Origin of the sequence: Arcobacter sp. CECT 8983 (assembly GCF_004118855.1) — a bacterium.
GTDB lineage: Bacteria > Campylobacterota > Campylobacteria > Campylobacterales > Arcobacteraceae > Halarcobacter.
The window spans coordinates 125,297-142,993 of the sequence record NZ_PDKF01000004.1; the positions used below are offsets into that span (position 1 = coordinate 125,297).

The 17,697-nt window shown below is 26.8% G+C and carries 15 protein-coding genes; 7 read left to right on the plus strand and 8 right to left on the minus strand.

What is annotated here, in order from left to right; translation table 11 throughout:
* Window positions 1–12 precede the first annotated feature (12 nt).
* Complete coding sequence (locus CRV01_RS03490; RefSeq protein WP_164970009.1) at window positions 13–2,397, minus strand: HD domain-containing phosphohydrolase; 2,385 nt, start codon at window positions 2,395–2,397, stop codon at window positions 13–15.
* A 127-nt stretch (window positions 2,398–2,524) separates the two neighbouring features.
* Between CRV01_RS03490 and CRV01_RS03495 the strand changes: the two genes are divergently transcribed.
* Complete coding sequence (locus CRV01_RS03495) at window positions 2,525–3,265, plus strand: ferredoxin-thioredoxin reductase catalytic domain-containing protein (RefSeq protein ID WP_129006861.1); 741 nt, start codon at window positions 2,525–2,527, stop codon at window positions 3,263–3,265.
* 15 nt (window positions 3,266–3,280) lie between these two features.
* Here the strand turns inward: CRV01_RS03495 and CRV01_RS03500 are convergent, their stop codons facing one another.
* Genes CRV01_RS03500 through panB form a run of 3 tightly spaced genes read right to left on the minus strand, consistent with a single transcriptional unit; the run spans window position 3,281 to window position 6,182 of the window.
* On the minus strand, window positions 3,281–4,345 hold the full coding sequence (locus tag CRV01_RS03500) for an AI-2E family transporter (protein WP_129006862.1): 1,065 nt from the start codon (window positions 4,343–4,345) through the stop codon (window positions 3,281–3,283).
* Entirely contained in the window at window positions 4,342–5,370 is a 1,029-nt protein-coding gene (gene ruvB / locus CRV01_RS03505) for a Holliday junction branch migration DNA helicase RuvB (protein WP_129006863.1), read from the minus strand. Before ruvB ends, CRV01_RS03500 begins: the two co-directional genes overlap by 4 nt.
* A 2-nt stretch (window positions 5,371–5,372) precedes the next feature.
* Window positions 5,373–6,182 (minus strand): 3-methyl-2-oxobutanoate hydroxymethyltransferase, encoded by an 810-nt coding sequence (panB, locus tag CRV01_RS03510; RefSeq protein ID WP_129006864.1) that lies wholly within the window; start codon window positions 6,180–6,182, stop codon window positions 5,373–5,375.
* A 142-nt stretch (window positions 6,183–6,324) separates the two neighbouring features.
* On the opposite strand from panB, the gene trpA reads away from it, so the two are divergent.
* Genes trpA through CRV01_RS03525 form a run of 3 tightly spaced genes read left to right on the plus strand, consistent with a single transcriptional unit; the run spans window position 6,325 to window position 8,194 of the window.
* Window positions 6,325–7,065 carry a tryptophan synthase subunit alpha gene (gene trpA, locus CRV01_RS03515; RefSeq protein ID WP_129006865.1) on the plus strand — a complete coding sequence of 247 codons (741 nt, stop codon included), beginning with the start codon at window positions 6,325–6,327 and terminating at the stop codon, window positions 7,063–7,065.
* A 7-nt stretch (window positions 7,066–7,072) separates the two neighbouring features.
* Window positions 7,073–7,810 carry an arginyltransferase gene (locus tag CRV01_RS03520; protein WP_129006866.1) on the plus strand — a complete coding sequence of 246 codons (738 nt, stop codon included), beginning with the start codon at window positions 7,073–7,075 and terminating at the stop codon, window positions 7,808–7,810.
* A gap of 45 nt (window positions 7,811–7,855) precedes the next feature.
* Window positions 7,856–8,194 (plus strand): hypothetical protein, encoded by a 339-nt coding sequence (locus CRV01_RS03525; protein WP_129006867.1) that lies wholly within the window; start codon window positions 7,856–7,858, stop codon window positions 8,192–8,194.
* Between the two features lie 8 nt (window positions 8,195–8,202).
* On the opposite strand, the gene feoB is transcribed toward CRV01_RS03525, so the two are convergent.
* Both feoB and CRV01_RS03535 read right to left on the minus strand, forming a co-directional pair.
* Complete coding sequence (gene feoB / locus CRV01_RS03530) at window positions 8,203–10,311, minus strand: ferrous iron transport protein B (RefSeq protein ID WP_129006868.1); 2,109 nt, start codon at window positions 10,309–10,311, stop codon at window positions 8,203–8,205.
* Window positions 10,299–10,535: a FeoA family protein gene (locus tag CRV01_RS03535; RefSeq protein ID WP_129006869.1), complete on the minus strand. Its 237-nt coding sequence runs from the start codon at window positions 10,533–10,535 to the stop codon at window positions 10,299–10,301. The genes feoB and CRV01_RS03535 overlap by 13 nt, the downstream gene beginning before the upstream one ends.
* A gap of 193 nt (window positions 10,536–10,728) precedes the next feature.
* Here CRV01_RS03535 and CRV01_RS03540 point away from each other — a divergent pair, with 193 nt between their 5' ends.
* Entirely contained in the window at window positions 10,729–11,175 is a 447-nt protein-coding gene (locus tag CRV01_RS03540; protein WP_129006870.1) for a Fur family transcriptional regulator, read from the plus strand.
* Window positions 11,176–11,185: 10 nt separating this feature from the next.
* Here CRV01_RS03540 and CRV01_RS03545 read toward each other — a convergent pair whose 3' ends face one another.
* A complete protein-coding gene (locus tag CRV01_RS03545; RefSeq protein WP_129006871.1) occupies window positions 11,186–11,683 on the minus strand; it encodes a flavodoxin in 498 nt (165 codons plus the stop codon).
* 94 nt (window positions 11,684–11,777) lie between these two features.
* On the opposite strand from CRV01_RS03545, the gene CRV01_RS03550 reads away from it, so the two are divergent.
* A complete protein-coding gene (locus CRV01_RS03550) occupies window positions 11,778–12,683 on the plus strand; it encodes a cytochrome-c peroxidase (protein ID WP_258238303.1) in 906 nt (301 codons plus the stop codon).
* Window positions 12,684–15,527, plus strand: coding sequence for a bifunctional diguanylate cyclase/phosphodiesterase (locus CRV01_RS03555; protein ID WP_129006873.1), 2,844 nt, complete (start codon window positions 12,684–12,686; stop codon window positions 15,525–15,527).
* Here the strand turns inward: CRV01_RS03555 and CRV01_RS03560 are convergent.
* Entirely contained in the window at window positions 15,524–17,632 is a 2,109-nt protein-coding gene (locus CRV01_RS03560) for a cache domain-containing protein (protein ID WP_129006874.1), read from the minus strand. The genes CRV01_RS03555 and CRV01_RS03560 overlap by 4 nt on opposite strands.
* Between the last annotated feature and the right edge of the window lie 65 nt (window positions 17,633–17,697).

A 17,697-nucleotide genomic window follows, 5' to 3' on the forward strand; every position in this document is an offset into this window, starting at 1 on the left:
TTTTGTGATTGTTTATACATATTTAGAAATATCTACTTCGTCAATTTGTTCTTCTTTTAAATACTTCTTTGCATAAGTCATATAAACACCACTTGTTAAAAATAGTTTAAATATATCTTCATCAATATGTTCATCTTTTACCATAAAACTAAGTATTTTTAGTGACTCAGAAAGTTTTTTTGCTTCTTTATATGGTCTATCAGCAGCTGTTAAAGCTTCAAAAATATCAGCAATTGCCATGATTCTTGCAGGAATTGACATATCTTCTTTTTTTAGTTTTCTAGGATATCCAGTTCCTATAAGTGTTTCATGGTGAGCAGCTGCATATTCTGGAACTCTTTTTAAATTTTTAGGGAAAGGTAGTTGTTCTAACATTTTTATTGTCATAATCATATGTTCATTAATTTTAAATCTTTCTTCCTCCGAAAGAGTTCCTTTTTTTATAGTTAAATTGTAAACTTCCCCTAGATTATAAAGATATTTTGGTATTTCCATTTTAAAATTATATTTATCAAACTCTTCTTTCAAAAAATGTTTTCTTTCTATTAGATGTTCATTTTTATCACATAATAACTTTTCTTCTTTTGGGAAGAACCTATTAATATCTTTTATTCTATTTCTTTCATCATAGGATAAACCTATAGTGTCATCAAAGTATTTTGTCCATTTTCTTTGTGCAATTTCATTTATTTTTTCAATATCTTCATCGTGCATAAACTCTCCACCGATATTTGCATTAGCAATTATCTCAAACTCTTTAAATAGTTTTGCATGCTCTTCGTGAAGTTTTTGTTCTTCTTTTTCTTTATTTGCTCCTGCTAAGATATTTTCATACATTTTAATTGTTAAGTCTCTATGAATAACTTCAAATCTAGTTCTTATTTCATGAATTCTATTATAAATAGTTTCAAGTTTTGTTGCTTTATCAACTACATATTCAGGTGTAGTAACTTTACCACAATCATGAAGCCAAGCTGCAATGCTAAGTTCTCTTTTTTGATCTTTAGTAGAGAGATTAAACTCTTTAAATATTCCTTCATCACAAGCTGCTGCAGCATTTGCTAAAGCAATAGTTAAAATTGGAACTCTTTCACAATGACCACCTGTATATTTAGATTTTGCATCAATGGCACTTGCAATAAGTTGAATGAAAGAGTCCATTAGCTCCTCTTGTTTTTCTTCAAACTCTCTTATAGAAATAGACATCTTATATAAAGATTGAGATAGTTCATGGTACTCTTTTATTCTTGTTTTTATTAAGTTAACATTGTCATAATCTCTATTCATGATTTTAATATTCTCTTTTTCAAGTTTTTGTATTGGATCAACTAAAACTTTAGTTGCGTACCAAATAAGAGGAACACTTAGTGTTAAAATCATTATTGTAATCATAAAAGAGTTATAAATCTTGCTGATGTAGGGTCTCATTATAGTATCAATAGGAATTGCTATAGCTAGATGATCTTTTATTTCAAATTCTGAATGGATAAGAGAGTAATATACAAAATACTCTTTTTCTTTTTCAATATTAAAATGTATCTTATCTATTTTTTTATTCTTTGCAAAAGAGATAAGTTTTTTATATGGAACAACCTTTATATTTTTTTCTATATTTGCAGAAGCAATTATTTCTTCATCTTCATGAAATAAAAATATCTCATTTTTTTTAATAATAGCTTGTTCATTTAAAAAGCTAGAAATACTTTCTAATGAAACATCAAGACCTAAAACAATATCTTTGTTATGAATTTTCTTTGCATAAGTAATACCTAATTGATCAATATTTGTATATTGATAGGGTTTTGTTTTAATTACTTTTTCATATGAAGTAAAAGCTTCTTTAAACCATGGCCTATTACTTGGGTCATATAAAGATAGTTTTCTTTTAGTATCTAAAACTTTTAAATTTTTACTTAAAAGTTGTTCATATTGGTATCTTTTGTTATCTTCTTCATAAATTTTTATTATTAACCATCTTGCTTCATTTGTTGCATTATATTTTTTTCTTAAATCTTTAGAGATATTTAGATTTATCACTTCATAAAAATTGCCATTTTTATTTCCTGCATAGATTGCATAGATATGTTTATTATTATTCAAGATTACTGTTAGTTGTCTAAGTAAACTATGTTTTTTATTAGCTAGAGGAAACTCCTGCATTTCATTAGAAGGTGAGATTGTCTTTAAAATATTGCTATTTGCTTTATCAAAAGAGCTTATTTTTTGTTCTATTTTTTCAGATAGCAGTTTAAAGTTATTTTTTGTTGCATCAAAAGCTAAGTCTTTAAAGAAATAGTATTGTAATGAAAGGGTAGTAACTATAACAGAAGAGATTAAAAAAACAAGTATTACTGAGATGGTAGGTTTAATTTTTAGAAATAGTTTCTTATGTTTCATTGGAAACTTCTTGTGTTAAATTTTGTTATTTATTATAGTAAAAACTTTTTTAATTCTTTTAATATTCTTGTTTAATTTTTATATAGAGTTCTTTATGTTATTTTTCATTTTTAAAGTAGGAAGTGTAATGATTAAAAAAATTGATATTCAAAGTGATGAGTTTCAAACAGAATTGGAACTTACAAAACAGTTTACTAATAAAGTATGTGAAGAACATGGTTTTTTTTATAATCCAGAAGATGATGTAAATGAGTCAATACAACTTGGATTAACAAGAAATAAAATGATTTATGGGCAAAGGTATTGTCCCTGTTTTATGGTAGTAGGAGAAACTGCATCTCAAAGAGAAAAAGAAGAAAATAGATTATGTCCCTGTACCCCAGCTCTTACAAAAGAAATTCCCCAAAAAGGGCACTGCCACTGTGGAATCTTTTGTACAAAAGAACATATAGATTCTTTAATTCAAAAAGATGAAGTAAAACAAGAAGTTGAACACTCACAAGGTCTTTCAAAAGAAGATTGTGAAAATCTTTTAAAGAAAGAACAACTTACAGCAAGTGAAGTTGAAATTTTATTAGAAGCAAGACAGTTAAATCTTGTAAACTTTTTATTAGTTGACACAAGAGAGTGGATGGAATGGGTTGGCGCAAGAATAAAAGGAACAGATTTTTTAGTTCCAACAACTTCATTTTATCAAGCTTTAGAGCAGATTGATGATAAAAAAGATATTCCAATGATAGTTTATTGTCATAGTGGAAGTAGAAGTGCTTATTGCCAAAAGATTATGCTTGACATGGGCTTTAAATCAGTTGCAAACTTAGATTATGGAATAGTAACTTTTAGAGGTGAACTTTTATCTGGAGAGTAAATATATAAAGAACAATTATTCATTGTTCTTTATACTCTTTTTAATACTATAATAATCATCACTAAATTTATTTAACAATTGAACTAATGAGATAAAGAATGTAACCATAGCTGGTCCTATAATCATACCCCAAAAACCAAAAGTAGAAAGTCCAGCAACAATTGCAAAGAAAATGAGTAGTTCATTTACTTCACTTGGAGTTTTTACTACTTTTTGATTTATATATTTAATTATAACTGGCTTTATAAAAGTATCTGCAATTATTGAAATAACAATGATAGAATAACCTGCAATTATTAGGGCATTTGTTGTGCTTCCTGCAAATACTTCATAAATCACAACCGGAAGCCACATAATAAGGCCTCCTACAACAGGAACTAAAGAAGCAAAACCATAAAGAACTCCTAGTAAGATTCCATCATATCCAAAGAAAGAAACAAAAATACCAAATAAGAATCCTTCAAATACAGCAGTTGCTAAAATAGAGTATAAAACTACACTCATAACATTTGATGATTCATAAAATAGGGCATTTGAATCCTCTTTTTTAAGAGGAAGGGCTTCTTTAAAATAGTGAGAAAGATTTGTACTGTAAAAGTTAAAGAAAAAGTAAAATATTAATATCATTATCATATCAATAATAAACTTTGCAGAGTTTTTACCTAAAAAAGCTCCAAGGGAAATAAGTCTTTGAATAAATTGTGGAATATCTATTTTGTCAAGAATTTTATTTAGTTGTTCTTTTATAAATAGTAAGTCATTAGGCATGTTTTTAACCCAATGTTCCATGGCATTATACATTTCAATTAAGGCTTTTTGATCTATTTTATTTATCATTGTTGCAAATGAAAAAATACAGTATAAAACTGGAATAAAAAATATCATTGTAAGAAATATTGTCATTAACATTGAAGATATAAATTGATTTGGAATATATCTTTTAAAATATATATTTAATGAGTTTGTTGCAACAGCCAAAAGAAGTGCAACAATCATAGGTTTTAAAAAAGGAGAAAATAGCTCAAACATGAAAAATAGAGTTACTATTGTAAGAGCAATTAAGAAATACTGTGGTTTCAAAAAAGTGTTCCTTCGTCATTTAGTTTTTGTGCATCGGGATGAGTTAATCTAAATAGCTCATAAGTTTTTACACTTGCTACTCTTCCCCTTGCAGTTCTTTCAATATATCCATTTGCTAATAAATAAGGTTCAATAGCATCTTCTATTGTTCCTTCATCTTCACTAAGAGCTGCTGCCATAGTAGAAAGTCCCATAGGTTTACCTTTATTTGAAACTAGAAGTTCAAGTAAGTTTATATCCATCTCATCAAAACCAGAATCATTTACACCTAATTCATCTAAGGCATATTTACATCTTTCTATTTTAATCGTATTTTCATTTTCTACTTCAGCAAAGTCTCTAACTCTTCTTAAAAGTCTTAGTGCAACCCTAGGAGTTCCTCTACTTCTTTTAGAAACTTCTAATGCGGCATCATCATCACATAATTTATCAAGTTTAAATGCAGCTTTTTGAATAATTTTTGCTAGCTCTTCAAAAGTATAGAACTGCATTCTAAAGTGCATTCCAAATCTTTCTCTTAAAGGATTTGAAAGCATACCTGCCCTTGTTGTTGCTCCAATTAAAGTAAACCTTGGAAGATCAATTTTTACAGTTTGCGCAGCAGGTCCAGAACCTATAATAATATCAAGTCTATAATCTTCCATTGCAGGATATAAAATCTCTTCAACAGCTGGACTTAACCTATGGATTTCATCAATAAATAAAATATCTCCTTCTTCAAGGTTTGTTAAAATTGCTGCTAAGTCTCCACTTTTTTCAATCATTGGTCCAGCAGTTACTTTGATATTTGTATTCATCTCATTTGAGATAAGATATGAAATAGTAGTTTTACCAAGCCCTGGAGGTCCATAAAAAAGAATATGGTCTAAGGCTTCATTTCTTTTTTTACTAGCTTCTATAAAAACCTTTAAATTCTTTTTTATCTTTTCTTGACCTATATAATCATCCCAAGACGAAGGTCTAAGATTAACTTCTGTACTTTCATCTTCAAAAGATACTTGTTCTACTTCTACAACTCTTTCCATTCTTAGTATTCTTCCTCTTTTGATGGAAATGCTCTTGATTGAACATCTTCTCTATAATTATTAACCGCTTCTTTTACTAAAGTAGCTCCATTTAAATAGTGTCTTACAAATTTAGGTTTAAACTCTTCAAAAAAACCTAACATATCTGACCATACAAGAACTTGTCCATCTGTTACATTTCCTGCTCCAATACCTATGATTGGAATCTTAACAGCTTCAGTTATTTTTTTTGCAGCACTTGATAATACACCTTCAAGTACAATACAAAATGCACCTGCTTCTTCAATAGCTTTTGCATCACGAATAAGTTGTTGTGTATCTTCTTCTGTTTTACCTCTTACTTTATAGCCACCTTCACTTCTTACATATTGAGGCATAAGTCCAATATGACCCATAACAGCAATAGAGTTTGTTGTAAGATGTTTTATAATGTGGGCTTTATCTTCTCCACCTTCAATCTTTATAGCAGCTGCGTTAGTTTGTTGATATACTTTTACAGCATTTGTTAAGGCTTCATCTTTATTTATATAAGTTCCAAAAGGCATATCTAAAACTACAAAAGTATTAGGTGCGCCAGTACAAACAGCAGTAGTATGATATATCATTTGATCAAGTGTTGCTGAAAGAGTATCAGGTTTCCCTGCAAAACTCATGTTAAGACTATCTCCAACTAATATAATATCAGCAATTTCTTCAAAAAGCTTGGCAAAAAGTGCATCATATGCAGTAATCATTGTTAAGTTTTTATTGTTTTTAGCTTTTTTTATTTTTGTTATATTCATTTTTTCAAAATCGTTTTTAATTATACTCATAACATTCCCTAATAATATATAATAATTAAAGAATATTGTATCAAAAATATCCTTTTTATTTTTGTTTCTTATCCACTCATACCCTTGCAAGATAAATTTTGATAAAATAAAATTTAATGAATTAATATTTTAGGATTTTATTTTGAAAAAATTAGTAGGTTATATTACATCTTCAGTTCCTGATAATAATTTTTCTGTTGACTTGGCTTTAAGTATGAAAGAAGCTGGTGTTGATACATTAGAATTAGGTGTTCCTTTTTCAGACCCTGTTGCAGATGGTCCAGTTATTGAAAAAGCCAATCAAATTGCATTAGCAAATAATTTTAGTTTAAATGATTTATTTGAAGTTTCTTCAAAAATAGCACCAAATATGGATATGTTATGGATGGGATATATGAATCCTTTTTATAATTATGGATTAGAAAACTTCTTAAAAAAAGCAGATGAGTTTGGTGTAAATGGAATGATTGTTCCAGATTTACCATTTGAAGAGTCACAATTAGTTAAACCTTTATTTGATAAATATAATAAAGCAAATATAGCATTTGTAGCTCCTACTCACCATGAAAATAGAATTAAGCAAGTGGTACAAAATGCGCAAAAATTTATTTATATGGTTGCATATGCAGGAATAACAGGAAGTGGTCAAAGTGAAGATTTGACTTATATTATTGAAACTGTTAAAAAGTATTCTAACACACCTTTATATATAGGTTTTGGAGTTGATGAAAAAACTTGTAAAGAAAAATCAAAGGGTGTAGATGGAGTTATTGTTGGAAGTGCATTTGTAAAACATTTAATTGATACTTCATTGTCAAATAGCGAAAAAATTGATAGAATAACAAAAATCGCAAAAGAAATAAAAGAGAAGATAAACGAATAGATAGATTATGCATATTTTAGAACGGGACGTAGAGTTTGTAGAAGAGCAAAGAGAATGCTCATATTTTGATAATGAAATATCTGATATAAGATACAGATATATAAGTAGCTGTAAAAAAGAAGATTATCAAAATATGTTAGAACATGGATGGCGTAGATTTGGCAAGATGCATTTTGTACCAGAATGTAGAGCTTGTACAAAATGTATTTCTATGCGTATTGATGTAAAAAACTATAAATTCTCTCGTTCAGAAAAAAGAGTATTTAAAAAGAATCTTGATACAAAAGTTTATATTCAACCCCCATCGCTTACTTTAGATCATTTAAAACTTTATGATAAATATCATTATCATATGAATAAAAAGAAAAACTGGAATTATTCTCCTATAGAACCAGCAGAATATGATAGATCTTATGTGCAAGGGAAAGATGATTTTACAAAAGAGTTTTTATACGTAAGAGATGATAAATTAATTGGAGTTGCTTTAGTTGATATTTTACCAAAGGCTATCTCTTCTATTTATTGTTTTTATGACCATGATTACCAAGACTTATCTATAGGAAAATTTTCCATTTTAGCTCAAATTAAAATAGCAAAAGAGTTAAATATTCCATATATTTATTTAGGATATTGGATAAAAGATCATTTTTCAATGGGCTACAAAGATGCATATAAGCCTTTTGAAATTTTAACTAATAGAGCAAGCCTTGAAGAAGAGGCTATTTGGGAAGAGTACAAATCGTAACCAAAATATGATATAATTTCCTCAACATAAATAAAGTGAGAAAATATGAAAAAAATTATATTAATATCTCTTTTTTTACTTTCAACAATTTTTGCAGAAACAATTGATGAAGATACAAAATATAGTGCAGATTGTTTGATTTTAGAAGATGAAAACTCTATAGTTTGTAAATATATTCATGAACGTTCAGAGGAAGACAAAGAGATTCAAGTTCAATGGATTGACCCTGATGGTGAAATTTCAAGGGATAGAGTTTTACTTATTCCTGCAGGACATGGATCAATTTATGATTTTAGATATATTGCAGGAAGACTTCCTGGAATATGGCAGTTTAAAGTTATAGATAATAAAAGAGAGACAATAACTACTTTCGAAATTAAGTAATAGTTAGATTAACTAACTATTACTTTTGCTACATTATACGCTATAAATGACAGTACCCAAGCTGTTAAGGTTGTGAAAATAAACAGATAAACAAGATACTTCCATCCTCCTGCTTCTTTTGCAAATACCATTGAGGCTGCTAAACAAGGCAAATAAATCATTACAAATACGATAAATGAAACTGCTGAAACAAAAGGAATATTTGTTTTAACTTTATTAATAAGGGTATCGCTTTCTTCTGTATTTTCTTCCCCTAATCCATATAAAATACCTAAAGTTGATACAACAATCTCTTTTGCTGCAAGTCCTGTTTCAAGTGCAACAGTCATTCTCCAATCAAAACCAAGTGGTTCAAATAAAGGTTGAGAAAATTTACCCACTTTTCCAAGGAAAGAGTTTTCAAGATTATATAAAGCTAATTCATTTTCAAGTGCTTCAACTTCTTTTATATTAGAAGCTTGTTCTATTTTTGTAGTAATTACCTTTTCATATTCTATTTGTTTTGGATAGTTAGAGGCAAACCAAATTAAAATAGATGCAGCAAGAATAAATGTACCTGCTTTTTTTAAGTACATTAAAGCTTGATTTGAAACTGTATGCCAGATAAGTTTAAATGAGGGCATTCTATATTTAGGCATTTCCATAACAAAAGGTTCATCTTCATTTTTAAAAGCAGTTATTGTTAAAACTTTTGCCGCAAGTAAACCTAAAATTGCTCCAGAAATGTAGATTAAAAATAGAATATTTCCAGCATTTTCTTTAGAAAAGAAAGCTCCTGTAAATAGTACATAAATAGGAAGTCTAGCACCACAAGACATAAAACCAATGATAAACAAGGTTAATAATCTATCTTTTTCATTTTTTAAAGTTCTAGCTGCCATATAAGCTGGAACTGAACATCCAAAGCCTGTAACAAGAGGAATGAATGATTTTCCATGTAAACCAAACTTATGAAAAAAACCATCAAGTAAAAATGCAACTCTACTCATATATCCTGTTGTTTCTAAAAGTGCAATTCCAAAAAATAAAATTACAATATTTGGTAAGAATAAAATTACAGAACCAACTCCTGCAATTGCACCATCTGCTATTACTGAAGAAATTTGATTATCCCCTAAAGCATTTTTTGTGCTATCTATTAAACTTGCAAAAAATGAATCAATTATGTCCATAGGAATATTTCCCACTTCAAAAGTTAATTGAAATAACATCCACATTAAAGTAAGGAAAATAGGAAGTCCTACAAACTTGTTGATTAGGATATTATCAATTTTATCACTTAATGATTTATCTTCAATTTTTTCATTTAATTCTACAGTCTCTTTTATTGCACCTTTTGCGAATGCAAATTTTTCATCATCAAAGATATCTTTAACATTTTTAGTACGAAAATGAATATATAGATGTTCAAAAGAGCTATTAACTAAAGGTTGTAGTTCTATCCAGATAGGATCATTGTGAAATTTTATAAATGTCTTTTTATCTTCTTTTAAAAGCTTTATTGCAAGTTCCCTATAGGGAATTTTTGATGTGTATTTTTTCTCTTTTAATAAAGTACATATATTAGATATTTCTTCTTCTATAACATCTGAAAAAATAAGCTTTGAGTCAAACTTTTTTGTTTCATACTTTTTTATCAAAGTTTTTATAAGCTCATCTACTCCTTGTTTATTTTTTGCAGAAGTTTTGATACATGGTTTTCCAAGTATTTTACTTAGCTGTTCTTCATTAATTGAGATATTCTCTTTTTTTGCTTCATCACTCATATTTAAAGCAATTACCATTTTTTTATCAAGTTCTAATAATTCGGTTGTTAAATATAGATTTCTTTCAAGATTTGTTGAGTCTATAACATTTAAAATAATGTCATAGTCACTATCTTGTAAATAGTTTTTAGTTACTTTCTCTTCTAAAGTATAATCACTTAAAGAGTAAGAACCTGGTAAATCAGTAATTTGCAATAAGTAGTTTTCATATTCAAATTCTACAACTGTTTTTTCAACTGTTACACCTGAAAAGTTTCCTACTTTTAATCTTGAGTTTGAAATTGAATTGATAAGCATAGACTTACCAACATTTGGTTGTCCTACAAGGGCAATTTTTATTAGTTTTTGCATGTTTTCTTCTCTACTTCTATATATTTTGCTTCAGAGTTTCTTAGTGCAATTTTTGTATTATTTACTTTTATTTCTATAGTATTTTTTGATAGTGTTTGTTCTATAACTAATACTTCTGAGTTCCTTGTTATTCCAAAAGAGTTAAGTCTTGCTTTTAATTTATCTGTGCAGGAAATAGAAATAATTTTGCCACATTCATTTTTAGCTAGTTCATTTAAATACATTAAAATCCTTCATTAATAATGATTATCATTAGTCAATAGTACTGAAAATATACTTAAAATATTTTATTAATTTGAAAGATATAAATAAAAATTTGGGTAATATAACTAAAATTAATGCTATTTGCAAAAAAATTTAAGTAAAATTGAACTGTTTTTTGCAATAATATATAATAAAATATTTAAGGGTAGATTGATGGCAGATAGCAATGAAGTAATTGATGAACTAAAAAAGATTGTTAAACAAAAAGGTTTAAAATATACGGAACAAAGAGAAATTGTTTTAAATGTTTTACTTCACGCTGAAGAACACTTAACTGCAGAAGAAATTTATAATCTAATTAAAACAACTAATCCTGACTCTAATATAGGTATTGCTACTGTATATAGAGCATTGAGTTTCTTAGAAGAAGTTAATTTAATTGCATCAATTAACTTTGGAGTAGATGGTAAAAAGTATGAAAGTAATAAAAAAGAACACCATGATCATCTAATTTGTACATCTTGTGGAAAGATTATTGAATTTTTAGATGATGAAATTGAAAAAAGACAAGATAGAATTGCAAAAAAGAATAAATTTAAAATTACTAGCCATTCTATGCAACTTTATGGTACTTGTCCTCAGTGTCAAGAGTCAAAATAGGAAGATTTTCCTATTTAAACTCATTTTTTAAAACTTTAGCCCAGTCTTCTATTTTTTCTAAATAGTTATCATCATTTTCTATATCAACAGCTAATCCAACAAAGCAATTTTCAATAACTGCTTCAGATTTTTCAAATTCATATCCTCTAGTAGGTGTAAAACCTATAACTTGAGCATTTGCTTTTACAAGTTGAAAATAAATTTTACCCATGGCATCAAGGAAATTATTTTTGTATTTTTTTTGATTTCCAAGTCCAAATATAGCAACTTTTTTATTTTTGAAATCAATATGTGAAAACTCTTCCCATACTTTTTCCCAATCTTCTTGCATTTTGCCTGCTTCCCAAGTAGATATACCAAGGATTATGTTTTCATAATCTTGCATATATTCACAACCTGTGACTTTTAAATCATACTCTTTTATACCATCTAAACTTTTTGAGATTTGCTTTGCAACCTCTTTCGTATTACCTGTGCTACTAGCATAAAAAATTGCAATATTTCTCATGAATAATCCTTGGTAGTTTTTTATTAGTATATCAAAATTTTGTTTTTTTTGTTATAATTCGCCAATTGATATATAAGTTAAGGTTTTAATTGTTTTGAAAAAAATTCTTCTTTTTAATCTCTTCACATTATTACTTCTTGCATCAAGCATTGAACCTATTCCTACTAATATAGAATTTGATTACAATAAAGCTATTTTAGGGAAAAAACTATTTTTTGATACAAAACTTTCAAAAAACAATAGTATCTCTTGTGCAACATGTCATGACTTGAACAATGGTGGAGATGATGGATTAAAATTTTCAGTTGGAATAAATGGGCAAGTAGGGAATATTAATGCACCTACAGTTTTAAATTCTGTTTTTAACTTTAGGCAGTTTTGGGATGGAAGAGCAAAAGATTTAGCAGAACAAGCAAAAGGACCTATTGAAAACCCAATAGAGATGGGACATGAATTTAGTGAACTAATAAAAGTATTAAAAGAGAATAGTTTTTATAAAAAAAGTTTTAAATCTATATATAAAGAGGGAATTACAAAAGATAATATTGCAAATGCAATTGCAGAGTTTGAAAAAACTTTGATAACTCCTAACGCTTCTTTTGATAAATACTTAAAAGGTGATGAAAATGCAATTACGTCTTTTGAAAAAGAAGGTTTCGACTTATTCAAAGATAAGGGTTGTATTTCTTGTCATAATGGTATAAATATTGGTGGAAATTTATATAGCAAATTTGGAATGATTATAGATATTGATAGTAAAAATTTAGGTAAATATAATGTTACAAAAAATGAACTGGATAAATACTATTTTAAAGTGCCTAGTTTACGAAATATAAGTTCAACTGCTCCATATTTTCATGATGGAAGATTCAGCGATTTAAAGGAAGTGGTTAAAACTATGGCATTAGTTCAATTAGGTAGGCCAGTAACTGATTTAGAAATAGAAAAGATTGTAGCATTTCTAAAAACATTAAATGGGGAATTAAAGATAATAGAATAGATGAAAAAACTTTTTAAAACTTTTGAAATGAAGTTAGTATTTTTTACTTTCTTTATTCTTTGTCTTTTTGTATATTTATACCATATTGAAAATAGTATAAAAAATTATAGAATCTATAAAAAAGGAATGAATGATTTAAAGTTCATTAATCTTTATTTAGATAATTTTTTAGAAAAACAAGACAAATTTGTTAACTTTGATAAAATTGTAAAAAATACAAAAGAGTTTAATCAAATAATTGATGATATATTATCTAGTGAAATTAAAACAGAATTCTCTTCTATTGTTTATTTTGAATTAGCAGAAGCTCAAACTATATTTGCTGAGAAATTGGAGTATATAGAAAGATATAAGTCCTTACAAGCATCTAATTTAAACTCAATTTATTTTATCTATGATTTAAACCAACATTTTAATAAAAGTAAAATCTCAAATGAAAATAAAGTTTTAATCAATCAAACTCTATTTATTTTAATGCAAAGTTTTATTAATTTAAATGATAATAAAGAGTTATTATCTAAAAATTTGAAATTTATTAATAAATTAGCAGAAAAAGAAAAAGATAAAAGACTTGAACTTTTATATATACATACAAAAAAAACTATAGAAAAAATAGAAAAAATAAATATTATTAAGAAAAGGGTAAATGAGTTAAATTTATCTAAAAAGCTTGAGAAAGTAGATGCTTTTTTAGTAGATAGTTATAATAAAAAAATAAAGATTCAATTATTCATTGCATCTTTATTTTTTCTATTTTTGATATTTATGATTATAGTTATCTATTTTGAACATAAAATAACTAGAAAAATTAAAAATGAATTATTGGCTTTTAAGTATGCAGTTGAAAACTCTGATAACTCAATAATTCTTACAGACCCTAATCAAAATATTATATATGTAAATGAAAATTTTGAGCTTAATAGTGGATATACTAAAGAAGAAGTATTGGGTCTAAATCCAAGGTTTTTAAGTTCTGGCTCTAAGAGTGGAACATATAAACAGTTAAAAGAAAAACTTCAAAAAGGTGAAAAGTGGGAAGGTGAATTTATTAATAAAAGAAAAAATGGCTCAATTTTCTATGAAAAAGCATCTATTGTTCCTATTTTCCTTAATAATAAACTAGTTAACTACTTAGCAATAAAACTTGATATTACTAAATATGTAAAACAAAAAGAGAAGTTAGAACTATCTTCTATTGCCTTTGATAACGTTCAAGAAGGTATCCTTATTTGTGATGGTGACAAAAAAATTATCACTGTAAATAGTGCTTTTGAGAATATTTCAGGGTATGATAAATCTGAGTTAATAGGCATGACACCAACCATTTTACAATCTGGTAGGCATGACAAAGTTTTCTACAGCAGAATGTGGGGTTCTATTATTAACAATGGTTATTGGAGAGGAAAAATCTATGATAGAAGAAGAGATGGAGAGATTATTCCTATTTGGTTAAATATCACTGCAATAAAAGATAAAAATGGCAAGTTTAATAGATTTATTGCAGTTCATACAAATCTTAAAGAGATAATTGAAACTCAAGAAAAAGCAGACTTCCTAGCATATCATGATCCTTTAACAAACTTACCAAATAGAGCAAAACTAGAAGAAGACTTAGGATATTCTATTTCCCTTGCAAAGAGGAATAAATCAAATCTATTTGTTTTATTTATAGATTTAGATAGATTTAAAATCATTAATGACACTTTAGGACATCAAATTGGAGATGAATTATTAAAAGTATTGGCTAAAAGATTAAAAATGATTTTAAGAGGAACTGATTCAGTATTTAGAATGGGTGGAGATGAATTTATTGTAACTTTAGATTCAAGTCCTACTAAAAAAGCTGCTGGCTATGTTTGTGGAAGAATTTTAGAACTTATAACAGAACCTATTAAAGTAAAAGGACATATTTTAAATACAAGTGCAAGTATTGGTGTTTCAATGTTTCCTGATGATGGAGTTGATATCTCAACTTTAATTAAAAATGCTGATACTGCTATGTATCATGCAAAAGAAAAAGGGAAAAATAATTTCCAATACTATGATAAACAGTTATCTGTTGATGTTCATGAACAGTTAAAAATAGAACAAGCATTAAAAGGTGTTCTTCAACGAGAAGAACTTTATTTATGTTATCAGCCACAGTATTTATTAAATACAAAAGAGATTATCTCTTTTGAAGCCTTAGTTAGATGGGAACATCCAGAGTTAGGATGTATTCCTCCTGACAAGTTTATAACTATTGCAGAAGACACAGGTATGATTGTAGATATTGGTAAATATATCTTTAAAACGGCATGTAAAGATTTTGTATCATTTAAAAAAATTAACCCTAAACTTAAATATATGGCTATCAATATTTCAAGCGTTCAGTTCAAAGATAAAAACTTTGTTGATGATGTTTTAAAAATTGTTAAAATGTATAATTTAAAACCAAGTGAAGTTGAGCTAGAAGTTACTGAACGATATATGATGGAATTTACTAAAAATAATATGGATACTATGAATAACTTAAGAGACTTAGGCTTTAGATTTTCAATTGATGATTTTGGTACAGGCTATTCTTCTATGAGCTATCTTACGAAACTTCCTATTGATGTAATAAAAGTAGATAAAGCATTTATTGACGATACTCCAGAAGATAATGGGAATGTTCAAATTTCATCTGCAATTGTAGCTTTATCTAAAAGTTTAGGATATAGTGTTATTGCTGAAGGAATTGAGTATGAAAATCAAGAAAACTATTTAAAACAAATTGATTGTAATATGGGACAAGGATTCTTGTTTTCTAAGCCTTTAACTTTTAATAAAACAAAAGAACTTTTAGAAAAAAGTAATAATTAAGAAAAAATACAAACCTTATCTCTTCCTGTTTCTTTTGCTTTATATAAAGCCTTATCTGCATTTATATATAACTCTTTACTTTTCATATCTTCTTCTAAGAATGCAATTCCACATGAAATAGTTACAACAGATGCCGATTTACTTGTATTATGTTTTATATTTAGTTTTTTAATATTTTCTTTAAATTCATTAGCATAATTTAAAGCTTCATCCTTATTTTTAGGGAAAAGTAATACCGCAAACTCTTCTCCTCCTAGTCTAAAGGTATGAGAATCTAACTTATTAAAGTACTCTCTTAAACTATTTGATATCTTAAATAAAGTTTCATCTCCTTGTTGATGTCCATAAGTATCATTATAGTCTTTGAAATAGTCGATATCTAACATAAATAAAGAAAATAGTTTATTCTTTTGTTTTGCTATTTTTATACCATCTTCTATTTTTTTATTAAAATATCGTCTATTAAATAGTTTAGTTAATTCATCAGTTATTGAGATTTCTTCAATTCTTTTTTTATCTGTTATGTCATGCTTAATAGCTGTATATCCAATTTTCTTATTATTTTCATATATTGGTTGAATAATGATATCTACCCAATAGCTTTGACCATCCTTTTTTCTATTTTTTATTTCACCTTTATAAATATTATTCTTTTTAAGTTGTTGCCATATATTCTTATAAAAAGAGTCTTCAATCTCAGGGTCTCTAATAATACTATGGGTTTTTCCAATTAATTCTTCTTTTTTATACCCTGAAATATTACAAAAAGCTTGAGAGACTTCAATAATATTTCCTTCAATATCTGTAGTAGAACTGATTACATGTTCATTTATAATCTTATTATATCTTTCAATTTTTTCATAGTCATTATTTCTTTGTTCCAAAATCTTATTTAGATTACTTGCTAATGTTTTAAACTCTTTATATGCTAAATTATGTACATTTATCTTTTTTAATTCTTTTGTTGCAATACTAAATTCATTGATAAAATTCTTAATATGATTATTTATTAAAGATGAGGTCTTCTTTGTAATAAGATAAATAATTAAAATAATAAATATAATAAATAAAAATCCTACTTCTAATTGAAAAAATACACTATTTTTTAAAAATAGTTTTTTTTGTTCTATGATTTCATCTATCTCATCAATATAAGCGCCCGTTCCTATAATCCAACCCCATTTTTCAAATCTTTTTACAAAGGCAATTTTTTTATATTTTTCTTCTGAATCAAGCTTTCTAAATTTATAAGTAACAAAACCACCTTCTTTTTTAGAAGAGATATCAAGTTGTTCTTTTAATAATTCATAGTTTGGATGGTCAATTGCAGGAGATTGCTTTTCTCCATTAAAAATTAATGCTTTTTTATTAATTGTGTTAAGAAAAATGTAGCCATTTTCTTCATACCTGATTGAAGCAATATAATTTAATATTTCATCTTTTACAGTTTGTTCTATGTCATCTAAATATTCACCTATTCCAATATGCCAATTAAAAGGTTCAAAATTTCTAATATAAGATAGTTTTGGAAACTGCTTTGCATTTTTAATATCAGGCTTTATAAAATAGTTCTTAACAAAACCAGAACCATGTTTTAGTGCAATTATACTTTGTTTTCTAATTATATATTCACCAGTAGAATCATGCATATTCCAAACATTTTTGAAAGTATCTAAATAGGATTTTTTATTAAATAAAATAGCTCTTCCTGTATTGCTATTTATATAGTAGTAGCTTCTTTTATTTGAAAAACTATAGTTTTTCAAAATATTTACAATAAGTTTTTTTATTTCATCATCACTTTTTTTATCTTTATATTCTCTATAAATAAGCATTGCCGTGTTGTAAGCATTATCAACTTTTTGTTTTAGTTCAATTCTTAATTTTTCATTTGCTTCTTTTTCTTTAAACTCTATATAGTTGTAAACTTTTTCAACTTCTTTTTCTAAATGATTTTTCTTTTGCTTTAAATAAGTTTTTTTTATTTCATTACTCTCTTGTAGAAAGTTATTATATTGAAAAAGAATAGTTACAAGAAGAACAAAGATAACAGAAATAACAGATACAAAAAATATGGACTTTGAAATAAAATTAGAAATTTTCATAAGAAATTATATCTTACTTAAATAATAAATGCAATTTTGTTAATACTAGGTTAATAATAAATTTA

Coding starts and splice junctions, on each gene's coding strand:
- CRV01_RS03490 (WP_164970009.1), bottom strand. CDS start 2,397: ATGAAACATAAGAAACTATTTCTAAAAATTAAACCTACCATCTCAGTA.
- CRV01_RS03495 (WP_129006861.1), top strand. CDS start 2,525: ATGATTAAAAAAATTGATATTCAAAGTGATGAGTTTCAAACAGAATTG.
- ruvB (WP_129006863.1), bottom strand. CDS start 5,370: ATGGAAAGAGTTGTAGAAGTAGAACAAGTATCTTTTGAAGATGAAAGT.
- panB (WP_129006864.1), bottom strand. CDS start 6,182: ATGAGTATAATTAAAAACGATTTTGAAAAAATGAATATAACAAAAATA.
- CRV01_RS03520 (WP_129006866.1), top strand. CDS start 7,073: ATGCATATTTTAGAACGGGACGTAGAGTTTGTAGAAGAGCAAAGAGAA.
- CRV01_RS03525 (WP_129006867.1), top strand. CDS start 7,856: ATGAAAAAAATTATATTAATATCTCTTTTTTTACTTTCAACAATTTTT.
- feoB (WP_129006868.1), bottom strand. CDS start 10,311: ATGCAAAAACTAATAAAAATTGCCCTTGTAGGACAACCAAATGTTGGT.
- CRV01_RS03535 (WP_129006869.1), bottom strand. CDS start 10,535: ATGTATTTAAATGAACTAGCTAAAAATGAATGTGGCAAAATTATTTCT.
- CRV01_RS03540 (WP_129006870.1), top strand. CDS start 10,729: ATGGCAGATAGCAATGAAGTAATTGATGAACTAAAAAAGATTGTTAAA.
- CRV01_RS03545 (WP_129006871.1), bottom strand. CDS start 11,683: ATGAGAAATATTGCAATTTTTTATGCTAGTAGCACAGGTAATACGAAA.
- CRV01_RS03555 (WP_129006873.1), top strand. CDS start 12,684: ATGAAAAAACTTTTTAAAACTTTTGAAATGAAGTTAGTATTTTTTACT.
- CRV01_RS03560 (WP_129006874.1), bottom strand. CDS start 17,632: ATGAAAATTTCTAATTTTATTTCAAAGTCCATATTTTTTGTATCTGTT.